Source organism: Mycobacterium sp. NGS17, from assembly GCF_059813205.1.
The window spans coordinates 302167-319363 of sequence record NZ_JCALED010000006.1; the positions used below are offsets into that span (position 1 = coordinate 302167).

The 17197-nt window shown below is 66.3% G+C and carries 20 protein-coding genes; 15 read left to right on the plus strand and 5 right to left on the minus strand.

All coding sequences use genetic code 11. From position 1 onward, the window contains the following. The first annotated feature begins 34 nt into the window (after window positions 1–34). Complete coding sequence (locus AC5Y7E_RS15905) at window positions 35–775, plus strand: SDR family NAD(P)-dependent oxidoreductase (protein ID WP_499949700.1); 741 nt, start codon at window positions 35–37, stop codon at window positions 773–775. A 3-nt stretch (window positions 776–778) separates the two neighbouring features. Here the strand turns inward: AC5Y7E_RS15905 and AC5Y7E_RS15910 are convergent, their stop codons facing one another. Next, window positions 779–2491: an MOSC domain-containing protein gene (locus tag AC5Y7E_RS15910; protein ID WP_499949702.1), complete on the minus strand. Its 1713-nt coding sequence runs from the start codon at window positions 2489–2491 to the stop codon at window positions 779–781. Between the two features lie 231 nt (window positions 2492–2722). On the opposite strand from AC5Y7E_RS15910, the gene AC5Y7E_RS15915 reads away from it, so the two are divergent. The 10 genes from AC5Y7E_RS15915 (at window position 2723) to AC5Y7E_RS15960 (ending at window position 10875) form a co-directional block, all read left to right on the plus strand. Then, window positions 2723–3592 (plus strand): alpha/beta fold hydrolase, encoded by an 870-nt coding sequence (locus tag AC5Y7E_RS15915; RefSeq protein WP_499918893.1) that lies wholly within the window; start codon window positions 2723–2725, stop codon window positions 3590–3592. 58 nt (window positions 3593–3650) lie between these two features. After that, window positions 3651–4346, plus strand: coding sequence for a TetR/AcrR family transcriptional regulator (locus AC5Y7E_RS15920; protein ID WP_499918894.1), 696 nt, complete (start codon window positions 3651–3653; stop codon window positions 4344–4346). A gap of 24 nt (window positions 4347–4370) precedes the next feature. Continuing rightward, window positions 4371–5042 (plus strand): TetR/AcrR family transcriptional regulator, encoded by a 672-nt coding sequence (locus tag AC5Y7E_RS15925; protein ID WP_499918895.1) that lies wholly within the window; start codon window positions 4371–4373, stop codon window positions 5040–5042. A gap of 121 nt (window positions 5043–5163) precedes the next feature. Continuing rightward, the gene (locus tag AC5Y7E_RS15930; protein ID WP_499949703.1) at window positions 5164–6210 is read left to right on the plus strand and encodes a zinc-binding dehydrogenase; all 1047 of its coding nucleotides are present in this window, start codon (window positions 5164–5166) and stop codon (window positions 6208–6210) included. Between the two features lie 54 nt (window positions 6211–6264). After that, entirely contained in the window at window positions 6265–7146 is an 882-nt protein-coding gene (locus tag AC5Y7E_RS15935) for a DUF427 domain-containing protein (RefSeq protein ID WP_499949704.1), read from the plus strand. A 2-nt stretch (window positions 7147–7148) separates the two neighbouring features. Then, entirely contained in the window at window positions 7149–7574 is a 426-nt protein-coding gene (locus tag AC5Y7E_RS15940; protein WP_499918901.1) for a VOC family protein, read from the plus strand. Window positions 7575–7613: 39 nt separating this feature from the next. Beyond that, the gene (locus AC5Y7E_RS15945) at window positions 7614–8207 is read left to right on the plus strand and encodes a TMEM175 family protein (RefSeq protein ID WP_499918902.1); all 594 of its coding nucleotides are present in this window, start codon (window positions 7614–7616) and stop codon (window positions 8205–8207) included. Between the two features lies 1 nt (window position 8208). Beyond that, the gene (locus AC5Y7E_RS15950; protein ID WP_499949706.1) at window positions 8209–8892 is read left to right on the plus strand and encodes a haloacid dehalogenase type II; all 684 of its coding nucleotides are present in this window, start codon (window positions 8209–8211) and stop codon (window positions 8890–8892) included. A 54-nt stretch (window positions 8893–8946) separates the two neighbouring features. After that, window positions 8947–10404: a dihydrolipoyl dehydrogenase family protein gene (locus AC5Y7E_RS15955; protein WP_499949708.1), complete on the plus strand. Its 1458-nt coding sequence runs from the start codon at window positions 8947–8949 to the stop codon at window positions 10402–10404. 3 nt (window positions 10405–10407) lie between these two features. Continuing rightward, entirely contained in the window at window positions 10408–10875 is a 468-nt protein-coding gene (locus AC5Y7E_RS15960; RefSeq protein WP_499949710.1) for a cupin domain-containing protein, read from the plus strand. Here AC5Y7E_RS15960 and AC5Y7E_RS15965 read toward each other — a convergent pair. Then, complete coding sequence (locus AC5Y7E_RS15965; protein ID WP_499918909.1) at window positions 10869–11267, minus strand: VOC family protein; 399 nt, start codon at window positions 11265–11267, stop codon at window positions 10869–10871. The two genes, AC5Y7E_RS15960 and AC5Y7E_RS15965, sit on opposite strands and share 7 nt — an antisense overlap. A gap of 147 nt (window positions 11268–11414) precedes the next feature. Between AC5Y7E_RS15965 and AC5Y7E_RS15970 the strand changes: the two genes are divergently transcribed. Both AC5Y7E_RS15970 and AC5Y7E_RS15975 read left to right on the plus strand, forming a co-directional pair. After that, entirely contained in the window at window positions 11415–12242 is an 828-nt protein-coding gene (locus AC5Y7E_RS15970; protein WP_499949711.1) for an Rv0792c family HTH-type transcriptional regulator, read from the plus strand. Between the two features lie 108 nt (window positions 12243–12350). Continuing rightward, window positions 12351–12818 (plus strand): hypothetical protein, encoded by a 468-nt coding sequence (locus AC5Y7E_RS15975; RefSeq protein ID WP_499949712.1) that lies wholly within the window; start codon window positions 12351–12353, stop codon window positions 12816–12818. Between the two features lie 12 nt (window positions 12819–12830). Here AC5Y7E_RS15975 and AC5Y7E_RS15980 read toward each other — a convergent pair whose 3' ends face one another. Next, on the minus strand, window positions 12831–13904 hold the full coding sequence (locus AC5Y7E_RS15980) for an NAD-dependent epimerase/dehydratase family protein (RefSeq protein ID WP_499949714.1): 1074 nt from the start codon (window positions 13902–13904) through the stop codon (window positions 12831–12833). Window positions 13905–14052: 148 nt separating this feature from the next. Here AC5Y7E_RS15980 and AC5Y7E_RS15985 point away from each other — a divergent pair, with 148 nt between their 5' ends. After that, window positions 14053–14868, plus strand: a complete 816-nt coding sequence (locus AC5Y7E_RS15985) for a lysophospholipid acyltransferase family protein (RefSeq protein ID WP_499949715.1) — start codon at window positions 14053–14055, stop codon at window positions 14866–14868. 29 nt (window positions 14869–14897) lie between these two features. Beyond that, window positions 14898–16313, plus strand: a complete 1416-nt coding sequence (locus tag AC5Y7E_RS15990; protein ID WP_499949717.1) for a WS/DGAT/MGAT family O-acyltransferase — start codon at window positions 14898–14900, stop codon at window positions 16311–16313. Here the strand turns inward: AC5Y7E_RS15990 and purQ are convergent. Both purQ and purS read right to left on the minus strand, forming a co-directional pair. Continuing rightward, window positions 16280–16954 carry a phosphoribosylformylglycinamidine synthase subunit PurQ gene (gene purQ / locus AC5Y7E_RS15995; protein ID WP_499949718.1) on the minus strand — a complete coding sequence of 225 codons (675 nt, stop codon included), beginning with the start codon at window positions 16952–16954 and terminating at the stop codon, window positions 16280–16282. The genes AC5Y7E_RS15990 and purQ overlap by 34 nt on opposite strands. After that, window positions 16951–17190: a phosphoribosylformylglycinamidine synthase subunit PurS gene (purS, locus tag AC5Y7E_RS16000; RefSeq protein WP_499949719.1), complete on the minus strand. Its 240-nt coding sequence runs from the start codon at window positions 17188–17190 to the stop codon at window positions 16951–16953. Before purS ends, purQ begins: the two co-directional genes overlap by 4 nt. Between the last annotated feature and the right edge of the window lie 7 nt (window positions 17191–17197).

A 17197-nucleotide genomic window follows, 5' to 3' on the forward strand; every position in this document is an offset into this window, starting at 1 on the left:
GCAACTGAACTTCTCTCTTGGAGGCAGGGTTTCGATGGCAACAACTTTGGCCGGCTCGACCGCATTGGTCACCGGCGCGACATCGGGTATCGGCCGGGAAATCGCACTGCAGCTTGCGGCTCGCGGCGCCGAGGTCGTGGTGCAGGGCCGCAATGCCGAACGCGGCGCCAAGACCGTCCGCGATATTGAAAATGCCGGCGGCACGGCACGTTTCGTCGCAGCAGACCTCAACGACGCCGACGATGTGCGGCGATTGGCCGCCGAGGCGGGACCGGTCGACATCCTGATCAACAATGCCGGAATCTACGAATTCGGTCCCACCGCGGACACCGACGACGCGACCTTCGACGAACACGTCAACGTCAATCTGCGCGCGCCGTACATTTTGGTGCAGCAGTTGGTGCCGGCCATGGCCGCTCGGGGTAACGGCGCCGTGGTGAACGTGAGTACCCTGGCCGCTTCCGTGGCAACCCGCGGCGCGGGTGTCTACGGGGCCACAAAGGCCGGCTTGGAGCAGCTGACCCGCGTGTGGGCCGATGAGTTCGGCGAGTCGGGCGTGCGGGTGAATGCTGTAGCCGCCGGACCGACCGAAACGCCTGGGGCCGCGGCCCTTCCGGGTGTCCTGGATACCATCGCGGCGATCACCACGGTGAAACGCGTGGCCGACGCGGGCGAAATCGCCAGTGCCGTGGTCTTCCTCGCATCTCCGGACGCCAGCTATGTCAACGGCGCCATTCTGCACGCGACCGGAGGTCAACGAGCGATTGCCGCGTAAACGCTAGAGGTCGAGAACCACATCGGTATCCGGGGCCGCCGAGCAGATCAGCACCGACCCCTGGCCGGGCGGCTCCAATGGCCGTTGCACGTAGGCGGTCGTCCCGGCGATGATCCCGGTTACACACAGGTGGCACACCCCGCTGCGGCAGGAAAAACGGGTTGGCACGTCGCAATCTTCGGCCAGGTCGAGGATGCTGTGGTACTGGGGGGACCAGCTTACCGTTAATCCGCTGCGCGCAAAGGTGATCGCGGGCCCCGTGCCCCGCGGTCCTACAGGTTGATGCGGTGGCTTGTGATCACCGGTCTCGACAATGCCCGGGCTGATCGCGGGCAGCGCGCCGAACAGCTCGCTGTGAATGCGCGTGGAGTCGAATCCAATGCCGATCAGGGCCTCGCGCATATTCGACATGAATTGCGTTGGTCCGCAAAGATATACGGTGGCATCGGTGGGCAGGCCCAACGCCGCGATGGATTCGCGCCGCAGGCGGCCTTGTGTTTCGGTGTAGAAGATTTGCTGCCTGGCGTGCGGCAATGACTCGATGAGCGTCGTGACTTCGTCTGCGAAGGCCTGGGTTTCGCGACTGTGAGTGGTGTGCAACCACCAGATGTCGCGACGGCTCGCGGCCGCGGACAGCGCATGCAGCATCGCCAGCACCGGCGTCGCCCCGATACCGGCGGAGAACAGGATGACCGGGCTGGAGTCGTCGGTGAGGAAGAAGTCGCCGCGGGGCGCGGCCGCCGCGATCACCGACCCAGGGTGAATGCGGGTGTGCAACCACCGGCTGACCACACCGTGGTCCTCGCGCTTGACGCTGATGCGGTAATAGCCGGCGCCGGATCCGTCGGACAGCGAGTAGCTGCGCATCGGTGCGGGCTCACCGGCGCCAGCGATCTTGACCGTCAGGTACTGGCCGGGAAGCGCCGGTGGCAGCGGACTGTGGTCGTCGGCTTCCAGTCGGAACGAAAGTACTTGTGGACTCTCCCGGCGTGTTTGGGTCACACGCAAGTTGCGGAAGCCTGTCCATCCCGGTTCGGCTCCGATGGGCGGCGCTAGCGCGGGTGCCGCGCCGTCGTGTGCGGCCAGCAGCTCGTGAAACGACTGTTGCCAGCCGGGGCTGAGCGCCGGAACGTCGATGGCCTTACGCAACATTTCGTCGTCGCGGTCGGGCAGATAGAGCAACGCGTCCACGTCGGCGACGCTGAGTTCGTGGCGGCCTCGGCGGGTCCGCACGATGTCGTCGCCGGCCCGCACGTGACCCTCGGTGATTACCCGGAAGTAGAAGCCCGGGCGATGTTGAGAGACAAGCAGGTTGGGCATGTTCGGCTCGTCGAGTCGGATGCCGATCCGAAAACAAGTGACCCGCGGCTGGGTGACCTCGAACTCGGCATCGCCGATGCGATAGCGGTCTCCGATGCAGACGTCGTCGTCGGCGAGTCCGGTGACGGTGAAGTTCTCGCCGAAGTGTCCGGGTTGCAGGTCGTCACGACCCAGATATGCCTTCCAGAAGTCGTATGCTTCGGTCTGGTACACCATGACGGCGCGTTGCTCCCCACCATGCCCGGCCAGGTCCCCCTGGCCGTCGCCATCGACGTTCAGCCGGCGCACCATGACTGGCCCCTCGATCGGAGCCTTCCAGATCCCGGTGTAGACCGCTTTGTCTCGCCATTGGACGTTCTTGGGCATGCCCACGTTCACCGAGACAAGCCTGCCCACTGTGTCACCTCGAACCGGCTCGTATTCCTACGACCCCAACTGGGATGGTTCGCCCAGAATATGGCAGGCCGGTTCGTGCGGCAACACCTCGGCTTCACGGGCTGTCGCGAGCCGCCCGTTTGGTGCATACTGGGTCATACAACCCATAATCTAGAGTCTGGGTTCCGCGCACCTCCATCGGACGCCGCCGAGGCGCACGATGCTGAAATGCATTGACTCAGGAGGAATGCCATGCCTGCGGTTCATCATCGCTACGCCAACGTCGACGGTCATCAGATCTTCTACCGGGAGGCCGGCGATGACGCCGCCCCCGCGGTGGTTCTCCTGCACGGTTTTCCCACCAGCTCGTACATGTTCCGCCACCTGATCCCCGCCCTCGCCGACGAATACCACGTCATCGCACCGGATCACCTCGGCTTCGGGCTGTCCGACGCCCCACCGGTCGACGAGTTCGACTACACCTTCGACGGGCTGACCGACCTCACGGCCGGTCTGCTGGGAACCCTGGGCGTCAACCGGTACGCCATGTACGTTCAGGACTACGGCGCGCCGATCGGCTGGCGGCTCGCGTTGCGCGACCCGGCCGCGATCACCGCGATCATCAGCCAGAACGGCAATGGCTATGACGCGGGATTCGTCGAGAGCTTCTGGAAGGTCGTGCAGGCGTACCAACAGGAGCAGACGGCGGATACCGAGGCGGCGGTGCGCCAGTTCCTCACCCTGGATGCCACCCGTTGGCAGTACGTGACCGGCGTGGCCGAGGAGACGCTGGTCGATCCCGAATCCTGGCAACATGACTACGCCCTGATCTCCCGTCCCGGCAACGATCTGGTGCAACTCAAGTTGTTTCGCGACTACGCCACCAATGCGGCCCTGTATCCGCGCCTGCACGACTACTTCCGGGCCGCCCGGGTGCCGCTGCTGGCGGTCTGGGGCCGCGGCGACGAGATCTTCGGCCCGGCCGGCGCCGAGGCGTTCGCCGACGACCTGCCCGACGCCGAGATCCATCTGCTCGACGGCGGACACTTTCTGCTGGAATCCGCGTGCGACGACGTCGCCCGGCTGATCCGGAACTTCCTCGCGACCCAAGCCCAAGCCTGAGCCGATGTTTGGGCTGGAGATCCCATGAATGGGGGCGCTCCCGGGTTAGCCTGGCGCGATGGCCCATCCCGATGTTCACGACGAACAACGGTTGACCGCCAAGGGGCGAGCCACCCGCGACCGAATCGTGCAGGCCGCCGCTCAGCTGATCGTTACCGAGGGCCTGTCCGCGTCGAACATGGACAGCGTGCGCCGGGCGGCTTCGGTCAGCGGCTCGCAGCTTGCCCACTATTTCACCGACAAGGCGGCGCTCATTCGCGCGGTGATCAGGCGCCAGATCGGCGTCGTCTTGGATTTTCATCGCCAGCCCACCCTTCGCGGCCTAGGTTCGTTTGACGACTTCGAGCGCTGGATCGATCTGAACATGCGCTACCTGCGGCGCATCGGCTATTTCGGCACCCCTACCTACCACGCCTTGACCGCCCAGTTGGCGAAGTCAGACGACGCCACCCGCGAGGCGCTGGCCGCCGGGTACCGGCAGTGGATTGAATTGCTGGAACGGGCAATTGCGCGGATGAAAGACGACGGGTTGCTGGTTCGCGATGCCGATCCAAACCAACTGGCGTTGGTGATCGTCACCGCGCACCAGGGCGGTGGCGTGCTGACCTTCACCTACCAAGAGGAGTGGCCGCACGCCGACGCCATTCGCTTCGCAATCAACTATTTACGTCTGTTCGCCACCGACCCCGCCGAGCGAGCACCCCGTCCGCCGCGCCGGTCCCGCGCGCGCCGCCCGGCGCGACGGGCCGGGTGAGCGATTGGTCCCGAAGGCGGCGAAGTGACCGAACGCAACCCATCGCGCTTCACCCGCAAGGGACTGGCGACGCGCGCGCGAATCATCGAGGTCGCCGCCCGGTTGATGTTCGAACGGGGCGTCGCCAACACGAGCGTCGACCAGGTTCGTCGCGCCGCCGCGGTGGGTGGATCCCAGATCTCCCACTACTTCGGCGATAAGCGCGACCTGACCCGCCATGTCATCGATGCGCGCCGTAATGACGTGCGGGCCTTCCACACTCGGCCGCAGTTCGCCGGGCTCGACAGCCTCGCTGCCCTGCGGGCCTGGGCCGATGGCTGCGTGGCCGACATCGACGCCGTGTACCGCGTCGGCGGTTGCGTCTATGGGTCCCTGGCCGGTGAGCTGATCGAGGCCGACCGCGAGATACACGATGAGTTGGCCGCGGGATACGACCAGTGGATCGACCTGTTTCGGGCCGGCCTGGAGTCGATGCGTGAGCGCGGCGACCTGCGCCCGGAGGCCGACGCGCGGCATCTGGCCGTATCCATGGTCGCCGCGCACCAGGGCGGCGCGATGCTCACCCACGTCACCGGTGATCCGCAACCGCTGCGGGCCGCCGTCGATGCCGCGGTCGACTATGTGTGCTCCTTCGCGGTGCAACCCCCGCGGCGTAAGAGTCAACCCGCGTCGTCGCGCGCGCAGCGCAGCGTCTGAGTGTTGACGTTTCGCTGGACATGGGGGATATGGTCACCCATAATAATGGGTCAGTTGGCCCATTATTATGCGTCGCGCCACCTGGTGCCGTCGCCGCCGACGATGGTGAAAGAGGCAGCCGATGTCCATGCTCGAGTCACCTCAGCTGCCAACCGCTCCGGCGGTCGTACGCGAGCAAGCCGGTGGACAAGCCATGCGGGCGATCATCTTGGAAAAGTTCGGCGGTCTGGACAGCCTGGTCTACACCGAAATTCCCAAGCCGCTGCCGAAAGATGGCGAAGTCGTCATTGCGATAAAGGGTTTCGGCATCAACCATGCCGAGATCCACATGCGTCGCGGCGAATGGGCCGAAGCGGCCGAGGTCAGCGGCATCGAATGCGTCGGCATCGTCGACTCGTGCCCGGGCGGCGAATTCCCGGTCGGGGCCAAGGTCGCGGCGCTGATGGGTGGCCTGGGGCGCACCATCAACGGCAGCTATGCAGAGTACACCCGCGTCCGCGCAGCCAATGTTGCGCCCATCGAATCCGACCTGCCGTGGTCACAGCTGGCGGCTCTGCCGGAAACCTATGCGACGGCGTGGACCTGCCTGTACCGCAACCTGAGTCTTGCCGCGGAACAAACCTTGGTGATCCGTGGGGCGACTTCGGCTTTGGGTCAGGCCGCTCTAAAGATGGCGGTGATCACCGGCGCCGAAGTCATTGCCACGACGCGCAGCCGGCAACGCTTCGGCATGCTCGAAGAGCTGGGCGCGACCCGGGTGGAGGTGGAGCGCGGTGACCTTGCCGCCCACATCGCGGAAGCCAAGCGTATCGACGCCGTACTCGACCTCGTCGGCAACAGCACCATCCTCGACTCCCTGGACATGTTGCGCCGCGGCGGCACCGCCTGCCTCGCCGGGTGGCTGGGTGGTCTGGCACCCATCCGCGATTTCAATCCCCTCGCGCGAATGGCCAGCGGCGTGAGCTTCAGTTTCTTCGCGAGCCCCGTATTCGGGAACCCCGGGTTCCCGGTTTCGGATGTGCCGTTCGGTCAGATCGCTCAGCAGATAGCCGACGGCAAGCTCGACGCGGCACCGGCGCGGGTCTTCTCGTTCGACGACATCCGCGAAGCGCACCGCGTCGCCGAGGCGGGTGAAGCCGCAGGCAAGCTCGTCGTCGTGCTGGAGTGATGCGGACGAGAAACACTACTGCGCGAACGAATTTCAGGAAAGGACGGGCTTCCCATGGGTCTGGCATGGCAACAAGGGCCGCTGGCGACGGGATCGCTCGGACACTTTTTGACCGAGCAGCCGATGCCGCCGCGGCTGCTGTTCGCCGAGCCGTTGCGTCGCCGACTGCGAGTGCGCTTCGCCGATCGATGGATCGCCGACAGCGAGGATGTGATGCTGTTGCACGAGCCGGGTCGCTACCCGGTCGCCTACTTTCCCCGCGGCGACATCGAAGAGGGAACGCTGCTTGCCGAAGACCGGGTGACGCAGCACCGTGACCTCGGGGCCACCCAGTGGTTCACCGTCAACGCATCGGGACGCGAGACCAACCACAGCGCCTGGGAGCACACCGGGCTGCCGGCCCATGCAGCGGTACTCGAGGGCCGGGTGGCCTTTGCCTGGCGTGCCATGGACGGGTTCTACGAAGAAGAGGAGCGGATCGTCGGGCACGCCGCTGACGCCTATCATCGCATCGACATCCGTTCCACGGCGCGGCATCTGGTCGTCCGGGATGGCGACCGAGTGATCGCCGATACCCATCGCCCGCTGGCACTGTATGAGTCCGGCTTTGCGCCCCGATGGTACGTCCCGCGCCAGGATATCGATGAGTCAACCCTCAAACCTATTGATATTCAGACTTTTTGCCCATACAAAGGGATTTGTTCGTACTATGACATCGGCGACCACCGGCGCGCGGCATGGTCTTACGTCGGCGCTTGGACGGAGGTCGCGCGGGTTCGCAATCTGGTGTCCTTCGAGCCGGACAAGGTCGATGTGCACCTCGACGGCAAGCAACTTCAACTCGAACCGGGCCAGACCGTCATTCCACACGGCGTGGATCGCGGGCTCGACACAGAGGAGATCTTGGGAAAGAACCCGGCCGGGAGCGCACCATGAGGATGTCCTTGGAAGTCGTGATCCTGCCCGTCGCGGATCCGGACCGGTCGTTGCGGTTCTACCGTGACCAGGTTGGCTTCAACCTCGAGGTCGATTACGCCCCCACGCCCGAGTTCCGGGTCATCCAGTTGACGCCTGAGGGATCGGGCACCTCAATACAATTCGGCGTGGGGCTGACGGATGCGCCGGTTGGCTCCGTGCGGGGCTTGTATCTTGTCGTCTCCGACATCGAAGCCTGCCGCGCCGAGCTCACTGATCGCGGCGTAACAGTCAGCGAGATACGGCATAAGGACACCGACGGCGGCTGGAGCGGCACCTTTCTCGCGGGTGCCGATCCAGATCGCGGCAACTATGCGAGCTTCGTCGATTTCCGCGATCCTGACGGCAATGCTTGGGTGGTCCAAGAGCGGGACCATCAGCCGGCCTGAAAACGGCTTCGGTGCAATGCGGCAGATCGGAAGGTAACGGTGACGGAACAAGGCACCACTCCCGAGCGGGTGCGCGGGTTCTCCGACGGCGTCTTCGCCGTGCTCATCACGATCTTGGTGTTGGCACTCAGGCCGCCGAGCGCACATGGCTTCGGCGCCCTCCTGCCGCTATGGCCCACCGGACTCAGCTATGTGGTCAGCTACCTGTTCATCGCCATCGTCTGGGTTAACCACCACCACGTGTTGAACTACGCGCAGGTCGCGACACCGCGCTTGGTGTGGTCGAACTTCGCCCACCTGTTTTCGGTATCGCTGATCCCTTTCACCACCGAGTGGATCGCCGACAGCAGGCTGGCCGCGGCACCGGTGTCCTCATACGCCGCGGTCTTCGTCCTGGTCAACATCACCTACCTGGCGCTGTGCTGGGAGGCGGTCGATCGGCCTTTGCACCAGAATGTTTCGGCGCGGATGCGACGCATGCTGCGGATGAGGTCGTTCATCACGCTGAGCGTGTTTGTGACGGCGGCGCTGATCGCCTTGTGGTGGCCGGTGGCCGCGATGTTGCTGATTGTGCTGTGCCTGGTGGGTTACCTACGACCGGATATTCCCCAACGAAAGAATGTCGAGCACTAGCATGACAACACCGTCCGTCCTCGTCTTCGACGTCAACGAGACGCTGCTCGACATCGAGTCCGTCGCACCGCTTTTCGGTGAGCTGTTCGGCGATGAGCGCATGTTGCGCGAATGGTTCGCTCAACTCGTCATGTACTCGATGTCGATCACGCTGGCCGGCAACTACGTGACGTTTCCGGTGCTCGCCGAGGGGGTGCTGCCCATGCTGGGCGACATCTACCGGGTGAACGTTTCCGAAAGCGACGCGCAGCGGCTGAAGGCCGGGCTGCTCACGATGCCGGCGCACCCCGATGCCGCCGAGGGGCTAGCGGCGCTGCGTGACAACGGCTTTCGGCTGGTGACTTTGAGCAACTCCCCGCCCAATCCGGATGGCCCGACCGCACTGCAGAATTCCGGGCTGGCTGGCTATTTCGAACATCAACTGAGCGTCGATGCCCGCAGCGTCTTCAAGCCTTCGCCCGCCGTGTATCGGTACGCATGCGAGACGATCGGGGTGGCTCCGCCCGATTGCATGATGGTGGCCGCGCACGTGTGGGACACCATCGGTGCGCAGCATGTCGGATTCGGCGGGGCCCTCATTACCCGGCGCGGCAACGCACCGCTGCCGATCGACGGCCTGCCGCAGCCGAACATCGTCGCCAGTGATGTGCGTCAGCTCGCCGAGCAACTGATTAATCTCCGATGAATACCGGGAGCGGGGCGTCGGCGCCGCGGCCACCACGCGAGAGGATCGTCGACCATGGCAGCAGCTGAGGCAGAAGAGTTCGACGTCGTGGTGCTCGGCGCCGGCCCGGTCGGCCAAAACGCCGCCGAACGGGCCCGAGCCGCAGGACTGCGCGTTGCTCTGATCGAGCGCGAACTCGTTGGCGGCGAGTGCTCGTATTGGGCGTGTGTGCCCAGTAAAGCACTGCTGCGCCCCGTGATTGCGCTTTCCGACACCCGCAGGATCGATGGCGCGCGGGAGGCGGTCACTGGCTCGCTGAGCACCGACGGCGTATTCGGCCGCCGCAACCGCTACGTCACCGACTGGGACGACAGCAGCCAGGCCCACTGGGTGAGCGGGATCGGCGCGGCCCTGATACGCGGGCACGGGCGATTAGACGGGCCGCGCCGCGTCGTCGTCACCGACGCCACCGGCGACCAGGTGGCGGTCGCCGCACGGCACGCGGTGGTCATCTGCACCGGAAGCCGCACCGCGTTGCCCGACCTGCCCGGCCTCGCCGAGGCGAGACCATGGACCAACCGGCGGGCCACCGATAGCAGCGCCGTCCCGGAGCGGCTGGCGGTCGTCGGCGCCGGCGGCGTAGGTGTCGAAATGGCCACGGCGTGGCGGGGATTGGGTTCCGAGGTGACCCTGTTGGTGCGAGGTTCGGGACTGCTGCCCAGGATGGAGCCCTTCGTGGGCGAGCTGATCGGGCGCGGCCTCGCCGAGGCGGGCGTCGACTTGCGCATGGGGATATCGGTCCGCGCGTTGCGCCGCCCGGACGATTCCCATGTCGTCCTCGATTTGGATGACGGCACCGAGTTGCCCGTCAACGAGGTGCTCTTCGCCACGGGCCGCGCCCCGCTGACCGACGACATCGGTTTGGAGACAGTGGGATTGAGGCCGGGCAGCTGGCTCGAGGTGGACGACACCTGTCTGGTGCGCGGCGCCGTCGACGACGGCTGGCTCTACGCGGCTGGCGACGTCAATCGCCGGGCGCTGCTCACCCATCAGGGCAAGTACCAGGGCCGCATTGCCGGTGCGGCCATCGGCGCCCGTGCCGCGGGAAAGCCGTTGGACACCAAACCGTGGGGTGCGCATGCCACGACCGCCGACCATCACGCGGTGCCGCAGGCCTTTTTCACCGACCCCGAAGCGGCTGCCGTGGGACTGACGGCTGAGCAGGCCGGCCAAGCCGGACACCGAATTCGCACGGTCGACATCGAAATCGGCGATGTGGTAACGGGAGCCAAACTTTACGCGGACGGCTACACGGGCCGCGCGCGGATGGTGGTAGACGCGGATCGCGGCCACCTGCTCGGCGTCACCGTGGTCGGCCCGGGCGTGACGGAGCTCCTGCACTCGGCCACCATCGCCGTCGCAGGCCAGGTGCCGGTCGACCGGTTGTGGCATGCGGTGCCGTGCTTCCCCACCATCAGCGAGCTATGGCTGCGACTGCTCGAGGCGTATCGAGACGCCCCGGACGATAATTGACCCGTGGCCACTTCGGACGGATTCCATCCAGACTTCGACAGCACGGCGACGCCGCCCGCGCGCAACCGGGTGCGTCACGTCAAGGCGTCGGAGATCAGCTCCGACACAGCGCAATCGGAGGGGCTGCGGCGCTTCGCCGCCCTGTCGGGCGGCTCGGTCGGCGCGGAGAAGCTCTGGATGGGCGAGACGCACGCGGCGCCGCAATCGGCTTCGGACAACCACCATCACGGCGACTCCGAGACCGCCATCTATGTCCGAAAGGGCAACCCGGAGTTCGTCTTTCATGACGGCACCGGAGAGGTCCGCATCGCCGCCGCTCCCGGCGACTACGTTTTCATCCCGCCGTACCTGCCGCACCGGGAGGAAAACCCCGACCCCAACACCACCGCCGAGGTGGTGATCGCGCGCAGCAGCCAGGAAGCCATCGTGATCAATCTCCCGGCCCTGTATCCGCTGGCCGACCCTCAGTAGACGGCGATCTCGATCAGGTTGCCGTCGGGGTCACGGCAGTAGTGCGAAGTCATCTCGCCCAGCGCCCCCACCTTGGTCACCGGTCCGGAGATCACCTTCACTCCGCACGCGGCCAGGTGGGCGCGCACGTCATCCGGGCCGGAACGGGTGACGAAGCACAGGTCTTCGGAACCGGCGGCCTCAACGGACCCGGTGAACCAGTCGGGATCGTCGGCCAATGCGCCGACTTGCCGCAGATTGATCTTCTGATCCCCAAAACACAGCGCCGTCCGACGCGAGGGCCCGAACGTCTCGCGCCGCATCCCGAGCACGCGCTCGTACCATGCGGCGGTGGCCTCAACGTCGCGGCAATTCAGGACAATGTGGTCGAACCGTTCCACCGCGATCGCCACCCTTGACCCTCCTGACCCGCGCAAACCCGTCCATCGGCTGCTCACGCGCGAAAACCGTTCGCTACCAGAGTAATCCGTCCAACGAGTGTCGCCCGCGCCTGGTAGCGCCGCTTTACGCCCAGTGGATAGGACGTTTTAATACATCTCATGGGCCCCGACCAGCTGGACCTCGACGTTGCCGACCTCCGGATCTCCCGCGGCAGCGTCCCGGCCAGCACCCAACTCGCCGAAGCCCTCAAGGCGGCCATCGTCAAACAGCGCCTGCCGCGCGGAGCGCGATTGCCGACCGAGCGAGAACTCATCGATCGCACCCTCGTGAGCCGGGTCACCGTGCGCGCGGCTGTCGGACTTCTCGAACGACAGGGATGGCTGGTGCGCAAGCAGGGCCTGGGCACGTTCGTGGCCAACCCGGTGAAGCAAGAACTCGGGCCCGGCGTGCGCACCATCACCGAGGTGCTGGCCGACTCCGGGATCACGCCGAACGTCGACGTCCTGTCGCATCGCGTCGAAGACGCGCCACAACGCATCGCCGAAACATTGGGGCTATCCAAAGTTTTGTGCGTGCACAGGCGTTTTCGTGACGGCGACCAACCCCTGGCCCTGATGATCGCCTACCTGCCAACGGATTTAGGCAAAGCCACGGAACCACTGCTGAAGAGCGCGACCGACGAGCAGACCGCGCTTGCGATGGAAAGCACCTACACCATGTGGGAGCGGCGACTGGACGTTCCCATCTCCCGCGCCAATTATGAGATTCATGCGGCCGGTGCCTCCCTGGAAGTGGCCGGCGCGCTGAATCTGCCGCTGGGCTCTCCGGTGCTGGTGCTCGAACGCACCAGCTACGACCAAGACGGAAAGCCGATCGAGGTCGTGGAATTCCACTATCGCCCCGAGCGGTACAGGTTTTCGGTCACGCTGCCGCGCACCGTGCCCAGCCCCGGCGCCGGCATCGTGGAACGGCGCGAGCCGACCTGAGCGCCAGACGAAATCCGGCGCCCACTCAGCGAATTCTCAACCGATTCTTCGGTGCCGCTTGGCTTGCCTCCAAGCATTCCCAAAGTCACAGGCCGCACCATCGAACGCATGACGAACGAGCAGCTGTGCGCGGACCGGGTCGAACGTTACCTGCGCACCCGCGGGCGGCGATACTTTCGCGGCCACCACGACGGCGAATACTTCTTCGTCAGCAACGCCCCGCGGCGCTTGCATGTTCACTTCGAGATCTCTCCCGCGCACGACGACGTGCTGATCATCCGCGTCAATCCCGGATGCTATTTCCCGGCAACCGACCGCCCCTGGGTGACGTACTTCTGCGACCGGTGGAACCGTCTCGACCGCCAGGTCACCGCGGTCGTGCACGGTTCGTCGGATCCGCAGCGCATCGGTGTGATGGCCCGCAAGTCGCAATGGATCCGAAACGACGTCTGCTTCAACGAGTTCGCCGCCTTCCTCGACAACACCATCGCGGACGCCACCGAGTTGTTCGAGGAATTGAACCCGCCGGTCGAATTGCCGCCCACCGAACGGCCGTTGCTGCGCGACGCCGGCTGAACTACGGGCGGGCTACCCGCCGGCCGGAGCATCCGGGCGCGGATCACCCAGCCTGGCCCGGATCGCGCCCCACGGGTCGGCGTAGCGTCCAGGGGTATCCCGGTAGGCCGCACGGCTTCTGAGGAACCGTCGCGCCACAGGCGAGATCAGCCGCATCGGGTACCGCCGCCACCCGGCCGCGGCCCGCATCTCGGTGAGCATGTCCGGCCACGAGTGGCGCTGGAATCGCAGAACCTCCTGGGAACGAACCGTATCCATCCAGTCCGTGACAAACCAGTCGTCATCGCTGTCCGGATCGCCCGGCCGGCCGACGGGCAACACATCGACCAGGCCGCGGGCGGCGGCCAGTGCCTTGCCGACGTCGCCCTCCCGCAGCAGGTGCGATGCGTCGCCGGCGATCAGCAGCGTCTCACCGGCGACGTCGGCGGTGACCGCTGCGGCGAATGCCCGCGCGACGTCGCGGACGTCGACGGTGTGGATGCGGCCGTCGGCCGGCAGGGCGCTTTCGAAGAACAACGCATCGCCGCTGAACGGCATGGCGTCCGGTTCGACGCTGATCACTCCGGCCAGGCGCAGGATGACCCATTCGAGATTCGACGCGCGGAGGTGCTGTTCCGCTTCGGCCTTGTGAGCGCCGTAGAGGTCGGCCGGGTTCGTCGGGGAGTCCGGGCGCAGCAGCTCGCGAGAGCGGTGCGGGTTGCGCGCGCCGTACACGGCGTTGCTCGAGGCCAGGATGAAGCGCACCGGCTGATGCATTGATTGGGCCGCCCGCAGCAAGGTGACGGTCGCGTCGACGTTGACGCGGCGCCCCAGCGCGGGCTGACGATAGATCATCGGTGGGATCACCGCGGCCAGGTGCACGATGGCGGTGGGCGACGTGTCGGCGAGTAGCCGGTCGACCTGACCCGGGTCGGTCAGGTCCGCCCAGCGCGGCTCGGCGCCGGCCGGCAGCGCTCCCGCGGCTTTGCGCTGGGCGGCGGTGCCCAGGTCGGTCGCGACCACGCGGTGGCCGTCGGCCACCAGCCGGCGCACCGTTTGCGAGCCGACCAGCCCGAAACCTCCGGTTACCAGGACCTTCTCGGACATGCCTCCCCCATCGGCCGTTCGCTTTCCAGCAAACGGATATGACATTCTCCTAAACGGAGAGTAGCATATGCCGATCGGCGGCTCAGGTTTGAGACTGGCGTCACACCGGCAACAAGTAGCGAAGAGCAGAAACAGACAGCGGGGAGCCATGACGGGCGACGGTGTTGACGCGGCGGACAACCACGAAACCGCCAAGTGGGATCCGGCTTTCACCGAACAGGTGGCAAAGGTACTGGGACCGGTCATCAAGCGGTACTACCGGGCCGAGGTGCGAAACATCGACAACGTCCCGTCCTCGGGCGGGGCTCTGGTGGTCTCCAACCACTCGGGCGGCATGCTGACCCCGGACGTGCTGATCTTCTCCCCGGCCTTCTACGACAGGTTCGGCTACGACCGCCCCGTCTACACGCTGGGCCATTACGGGCTGTTCATGGGACCGTTGGACGGCTGGTTGCGCCGCCTCGGGGTGATCGAGGCCAGCCGCGAAAACGCCGCCACCGCCCTGCATTCCGGTGCGGTGGTGCTGGTGTTCCCCGGCGGCGACTACGACTCCTACCGGCCGACTTTCACTGCGAACACCATCGACTTCAATGGACGCACCGGGTACGTGCGGACCGCTATCGAAGCCGGGGTGCCGATTGTGCCGGCCGTATCCATCGGCGCCCAGGAGACACAGCTGTTTTTGACCCGGGGCAACTGGCTGGCCCGCAAGCTGGGGCTGACCAAAGCGCGAATGGACATTCTGCCCATCAGCGTCGGATTCCCCTTCGGTTTGAGCGTCATCTTCCCGCCCAACGTGCCCCTGCCGGCAAAGATCGTCACCGAGGTTCTCGAACCGATCGACATCACCGCCCAGTTCGGCAGCGACCCCGACGTCGACGAGGTCGACGCCCACGTACGCGCCGTCATGGAAGATGCGCTCAAGCGGCTCGCCGGCGAGCGCCGGTTCCCGATCCTGGGCTGACGGTGTCCGGGGCCGCTGGAGGTGGCGTGGTGAAGAGACTCAACGGCATGGACGCGATGCTGCTCTACAGCGAGACGCCCAACTTACACACGCACACGCTCAAGGTGGCCGTGATCGACCCGGCCGACTGCGACGGAGAATTCGGTTTCGAGGTCTTCCGCCGGCACGTGCGACGTCGGCTTCATCTGCTAGAACCGTTGCGCTACAAGCTCGTTGACATTCCCTGGCATTTGCATCACCCCATGTGGCTGGAGAACTGCGACGTCGACCTCGACTATCACCTGCGGCAAGTGCGGGTGCCCGCGCCCGGCGGTCGGCGCGAGCTCGATCGGGTGATCGGCGAGGTGGCGTCCACTCCTCTGGACCGCAGTCGTCCGCTGTGGGAGTTTCATTTCGCCGAAGGGCTGGCCGGTGGCCGATTCGCCATGATCGGCAAGGTGCACCATGCGCTCGCCGACGGGGTCGCGTCGGTCAACCTGCTGGCGCGCGCGATGGATCTGCGCGACGGGCTCACCGACGAGCGCGACAACGACGAAGCAGGCGTCACCACCTCCAGCGCCGACCTGCTGCGCGCGGCGGCCCGCGACCACGTCCGGCAGATCGGCGCCCTGCCCGGGCTGCTCAAGGACGCGGCCGTCGGAATGACGCGGGTGCGGCGCCGGTCCCGGGAGCGCGGGGGCCACCCCGACCTGGCCGACGCGTTCGACGCACCGCCGACGTTCCTCAACCATGTCGTGTCGCCGCGGCGCTGGTTCGCCAGCACGTCGCTGTCGCTGCCGGAGGTGAAGGCGACGGCAAAGGCGTTGGGAATCACGGTGAACGACGTGGTGCTCGCCATGGCGACCGGCGGATTGCGAACGCTGTTGCTGGCTTATGACGGTGCGGCCGACCGCCCGATCATCGCCTCGGTGCCGACGGCCACCGACAAGTCGGACCGCATCACCGGCAATGAGATCAGCGGGCTGATGGTCTCGCTCCCGGTCCACGTCGGCGACCCCGTGGAGAGGGCCCGGCTGGTCGCCCTGGCCACCAAGATCGCCAAGGAAGACCACGAAGTCCTCGGCCCGGAGCTCTACGGGAAGATGATGGCCTACCTTCCGACCGCATTCGCCCCTGCCGCATTCCGGTGGCTGGGTCGGCGCGACGCGCCGAACAAGCTGATGAACGTCGCGGTGTCCAGCGTGATGGGGCCGCGCGAGCGGGGCCACTTCGGCGGTGCGGCCGTGAGCGAGATCTATTCCACCGGCGTGCTGTCGCCCGGCGCCCCGGTCAACATCACCGTGTGGAGTTACGTGGACCGGCTCGGCGTCGCAGTGCTCACCGACGACCAAACCTTCAACGACCCGCACGAGGCGACGGACGCCATCGGCGCGTCCTTCGCCGAATTACGGGATGCTGCAGGCGTTTCCGCTCAGCCGGCGAGCACGCCGTCCAGCACCGAGTAGAACAGGCCGAGGCCGTCATCGGACGGCCCGGTCAGCGCCTCGATGGCGTGCTCGGGGTGGGGCATCAGACCCACCACGCGGCCGTCGGCGGAACTCACCCCGGCGATGTCGTGCAGCGACCCGTTGGCGTTCTCGTGGTAGCGGAACACCACCCGCCCCTCGCCCTCGAGCTCCTCGATCACCTCGGCCGGCGCCACGTAGCGTCCCTCTCCCGATTTCAGCGGGACCAGCAGGTCGGCGCCGAGCTCGAAGCGCGACGTCCAGGCGGTCGACGTCGAGGCCACCCGCAGCCACACGTCGCGGCAGATGAAGTGCAGGCCCACGTTGCGGGTCAGCGCCCCGGGCAACAGGCCGGCCTCGCAGAGCACCTGAAAACCGTTGCAAATGCCCAACACTGGCATGCCGCGCCGTGCGGCCTCCACCACCTCGGTCATCACCGGGGCGAACCGGGCGATCGCACCGGCCCGCAGGTAATCGCCGTACGAGAACCCGCCGGGCACCACCACGGCGTCCACGCTTTTCAGATCGGCGTCGGCATGCCACAGGTTGACCGCCTCGGCACCGACCCGCCGCGCCGCGCGCGCGGCGTCCACGTCATCGAGCGTGCCGGGAAACGTGATGATCCCGATGCGTGCCGTCACTGGTTGTCCCGGCTGATCGTCCAGTCTTCGATCACGGTGTTCGCCAACAGCGATTCCGCGATCTCGGCGAGCGCGGAATCGTCGACGCTGTCGTCCACCTCTAGCTCAAACCGCTTGCCTTGCCGCACTTCTGAGATTCCCGGATGTCCGAGGCGACCCAGGGCACCCACAATCGCCTGACCCTGCGGGTCGAGAATCTCCGCTTTGGGCATCACGCTTACGATCACCCGGGCCACCGGCGCT

Excerpts from the sequence above, each read along its gene's own strand:
- AC5Y7E_RS15930 (WP_499949703.1), top strand. The coding sequence starts at position 5,164 with ATGTCCATGCTCGAGTCACCTCAGCTGCCAACCGCTCCGGCGGTCGTA.
- AC5Y7E_RS15975 (WP_499949712.1), top strand. The coding sequence starts at position 12,351 with ATGACGAACGAGCAGCTGTGCGCGGACCGGGTCGAACGTTACCTGCGC.
- AC5Y7E_RS15940 (WP_499918901.1), top strand. The coding sequence starts at position 7,149 with ATGTCCTTGGAAGTCGTGATCCTGCCCGTCGCGGATCCGGACCGGTCG.
- AC5Y7E_RS15955 (WP_499949708.1), top strand. The coding sequence starts at position 8,947 with ATGGCAGCAGCTGAGGCAGAAGAGTTCGACGTCGTGGTGCTCGGCGCC.
- AC5Y7E_RS15980 (WP_499949714.1), bottom strand. The coding sequence starts at position 13,904 with ATGTCCGAGAAGGTCCTGGTAACCGGAGGTTTCGGGCTGGTCGGCTCG.
- AC5Y7E_RS15985 (WP_499949715.1), top strand. The coding sequence starts at position 14,053 with ATGACGGGCGACGGTGTTGACGCGGCGGACAACCACGAAACCGCCAAG.
- AC5Y7E_RS15905 (WP_499949700.1), top strand. The coding sequence starts at position 35 with ATGGCAACAACTTTGGCCGGCTCGACCGCATTGGTCACCGGCGCGACA.
- AC5Y7E_RS15970 (WP_499949711.1), top strand. The coding sequence starts at position 11,415 with ATGGGCCCCGACCAGCTGGACCTCGACGTTGCCGACCTCCGGATCTCC.
- AC5Y7E_RS15935 (WP_499949704.1), top strand. The coding sequence starts at position 6,265 with ATGGGTCTGGCATGGCAACAAGGGCCGCTGGCGACGGGATCGCTCGGA.
- AC5Y7E_RS15950 (WP_499949706.1), top strand. The coding sequence starts at position 8,209 with ATGACAACACCGTCCGTCCTCGTCTTCGACGTCAACGAGACGCTGCTC.
- AC5Y7E_RS15915 (WP_499918893.1), top strand. The coding sequence starts at position 2,723 with ATGCCTGCGGTTCATCATCGCTACGCCAACGTCGACGGTCATCAGATC.
- AC5Y7E_RS15920 (WP_499918894.1), top strand. The coding sequence starts at position 3,651 with ATGGCCCATCCCGATGTTCACGACGAACAACGGTTGACCGCCAAGGGG.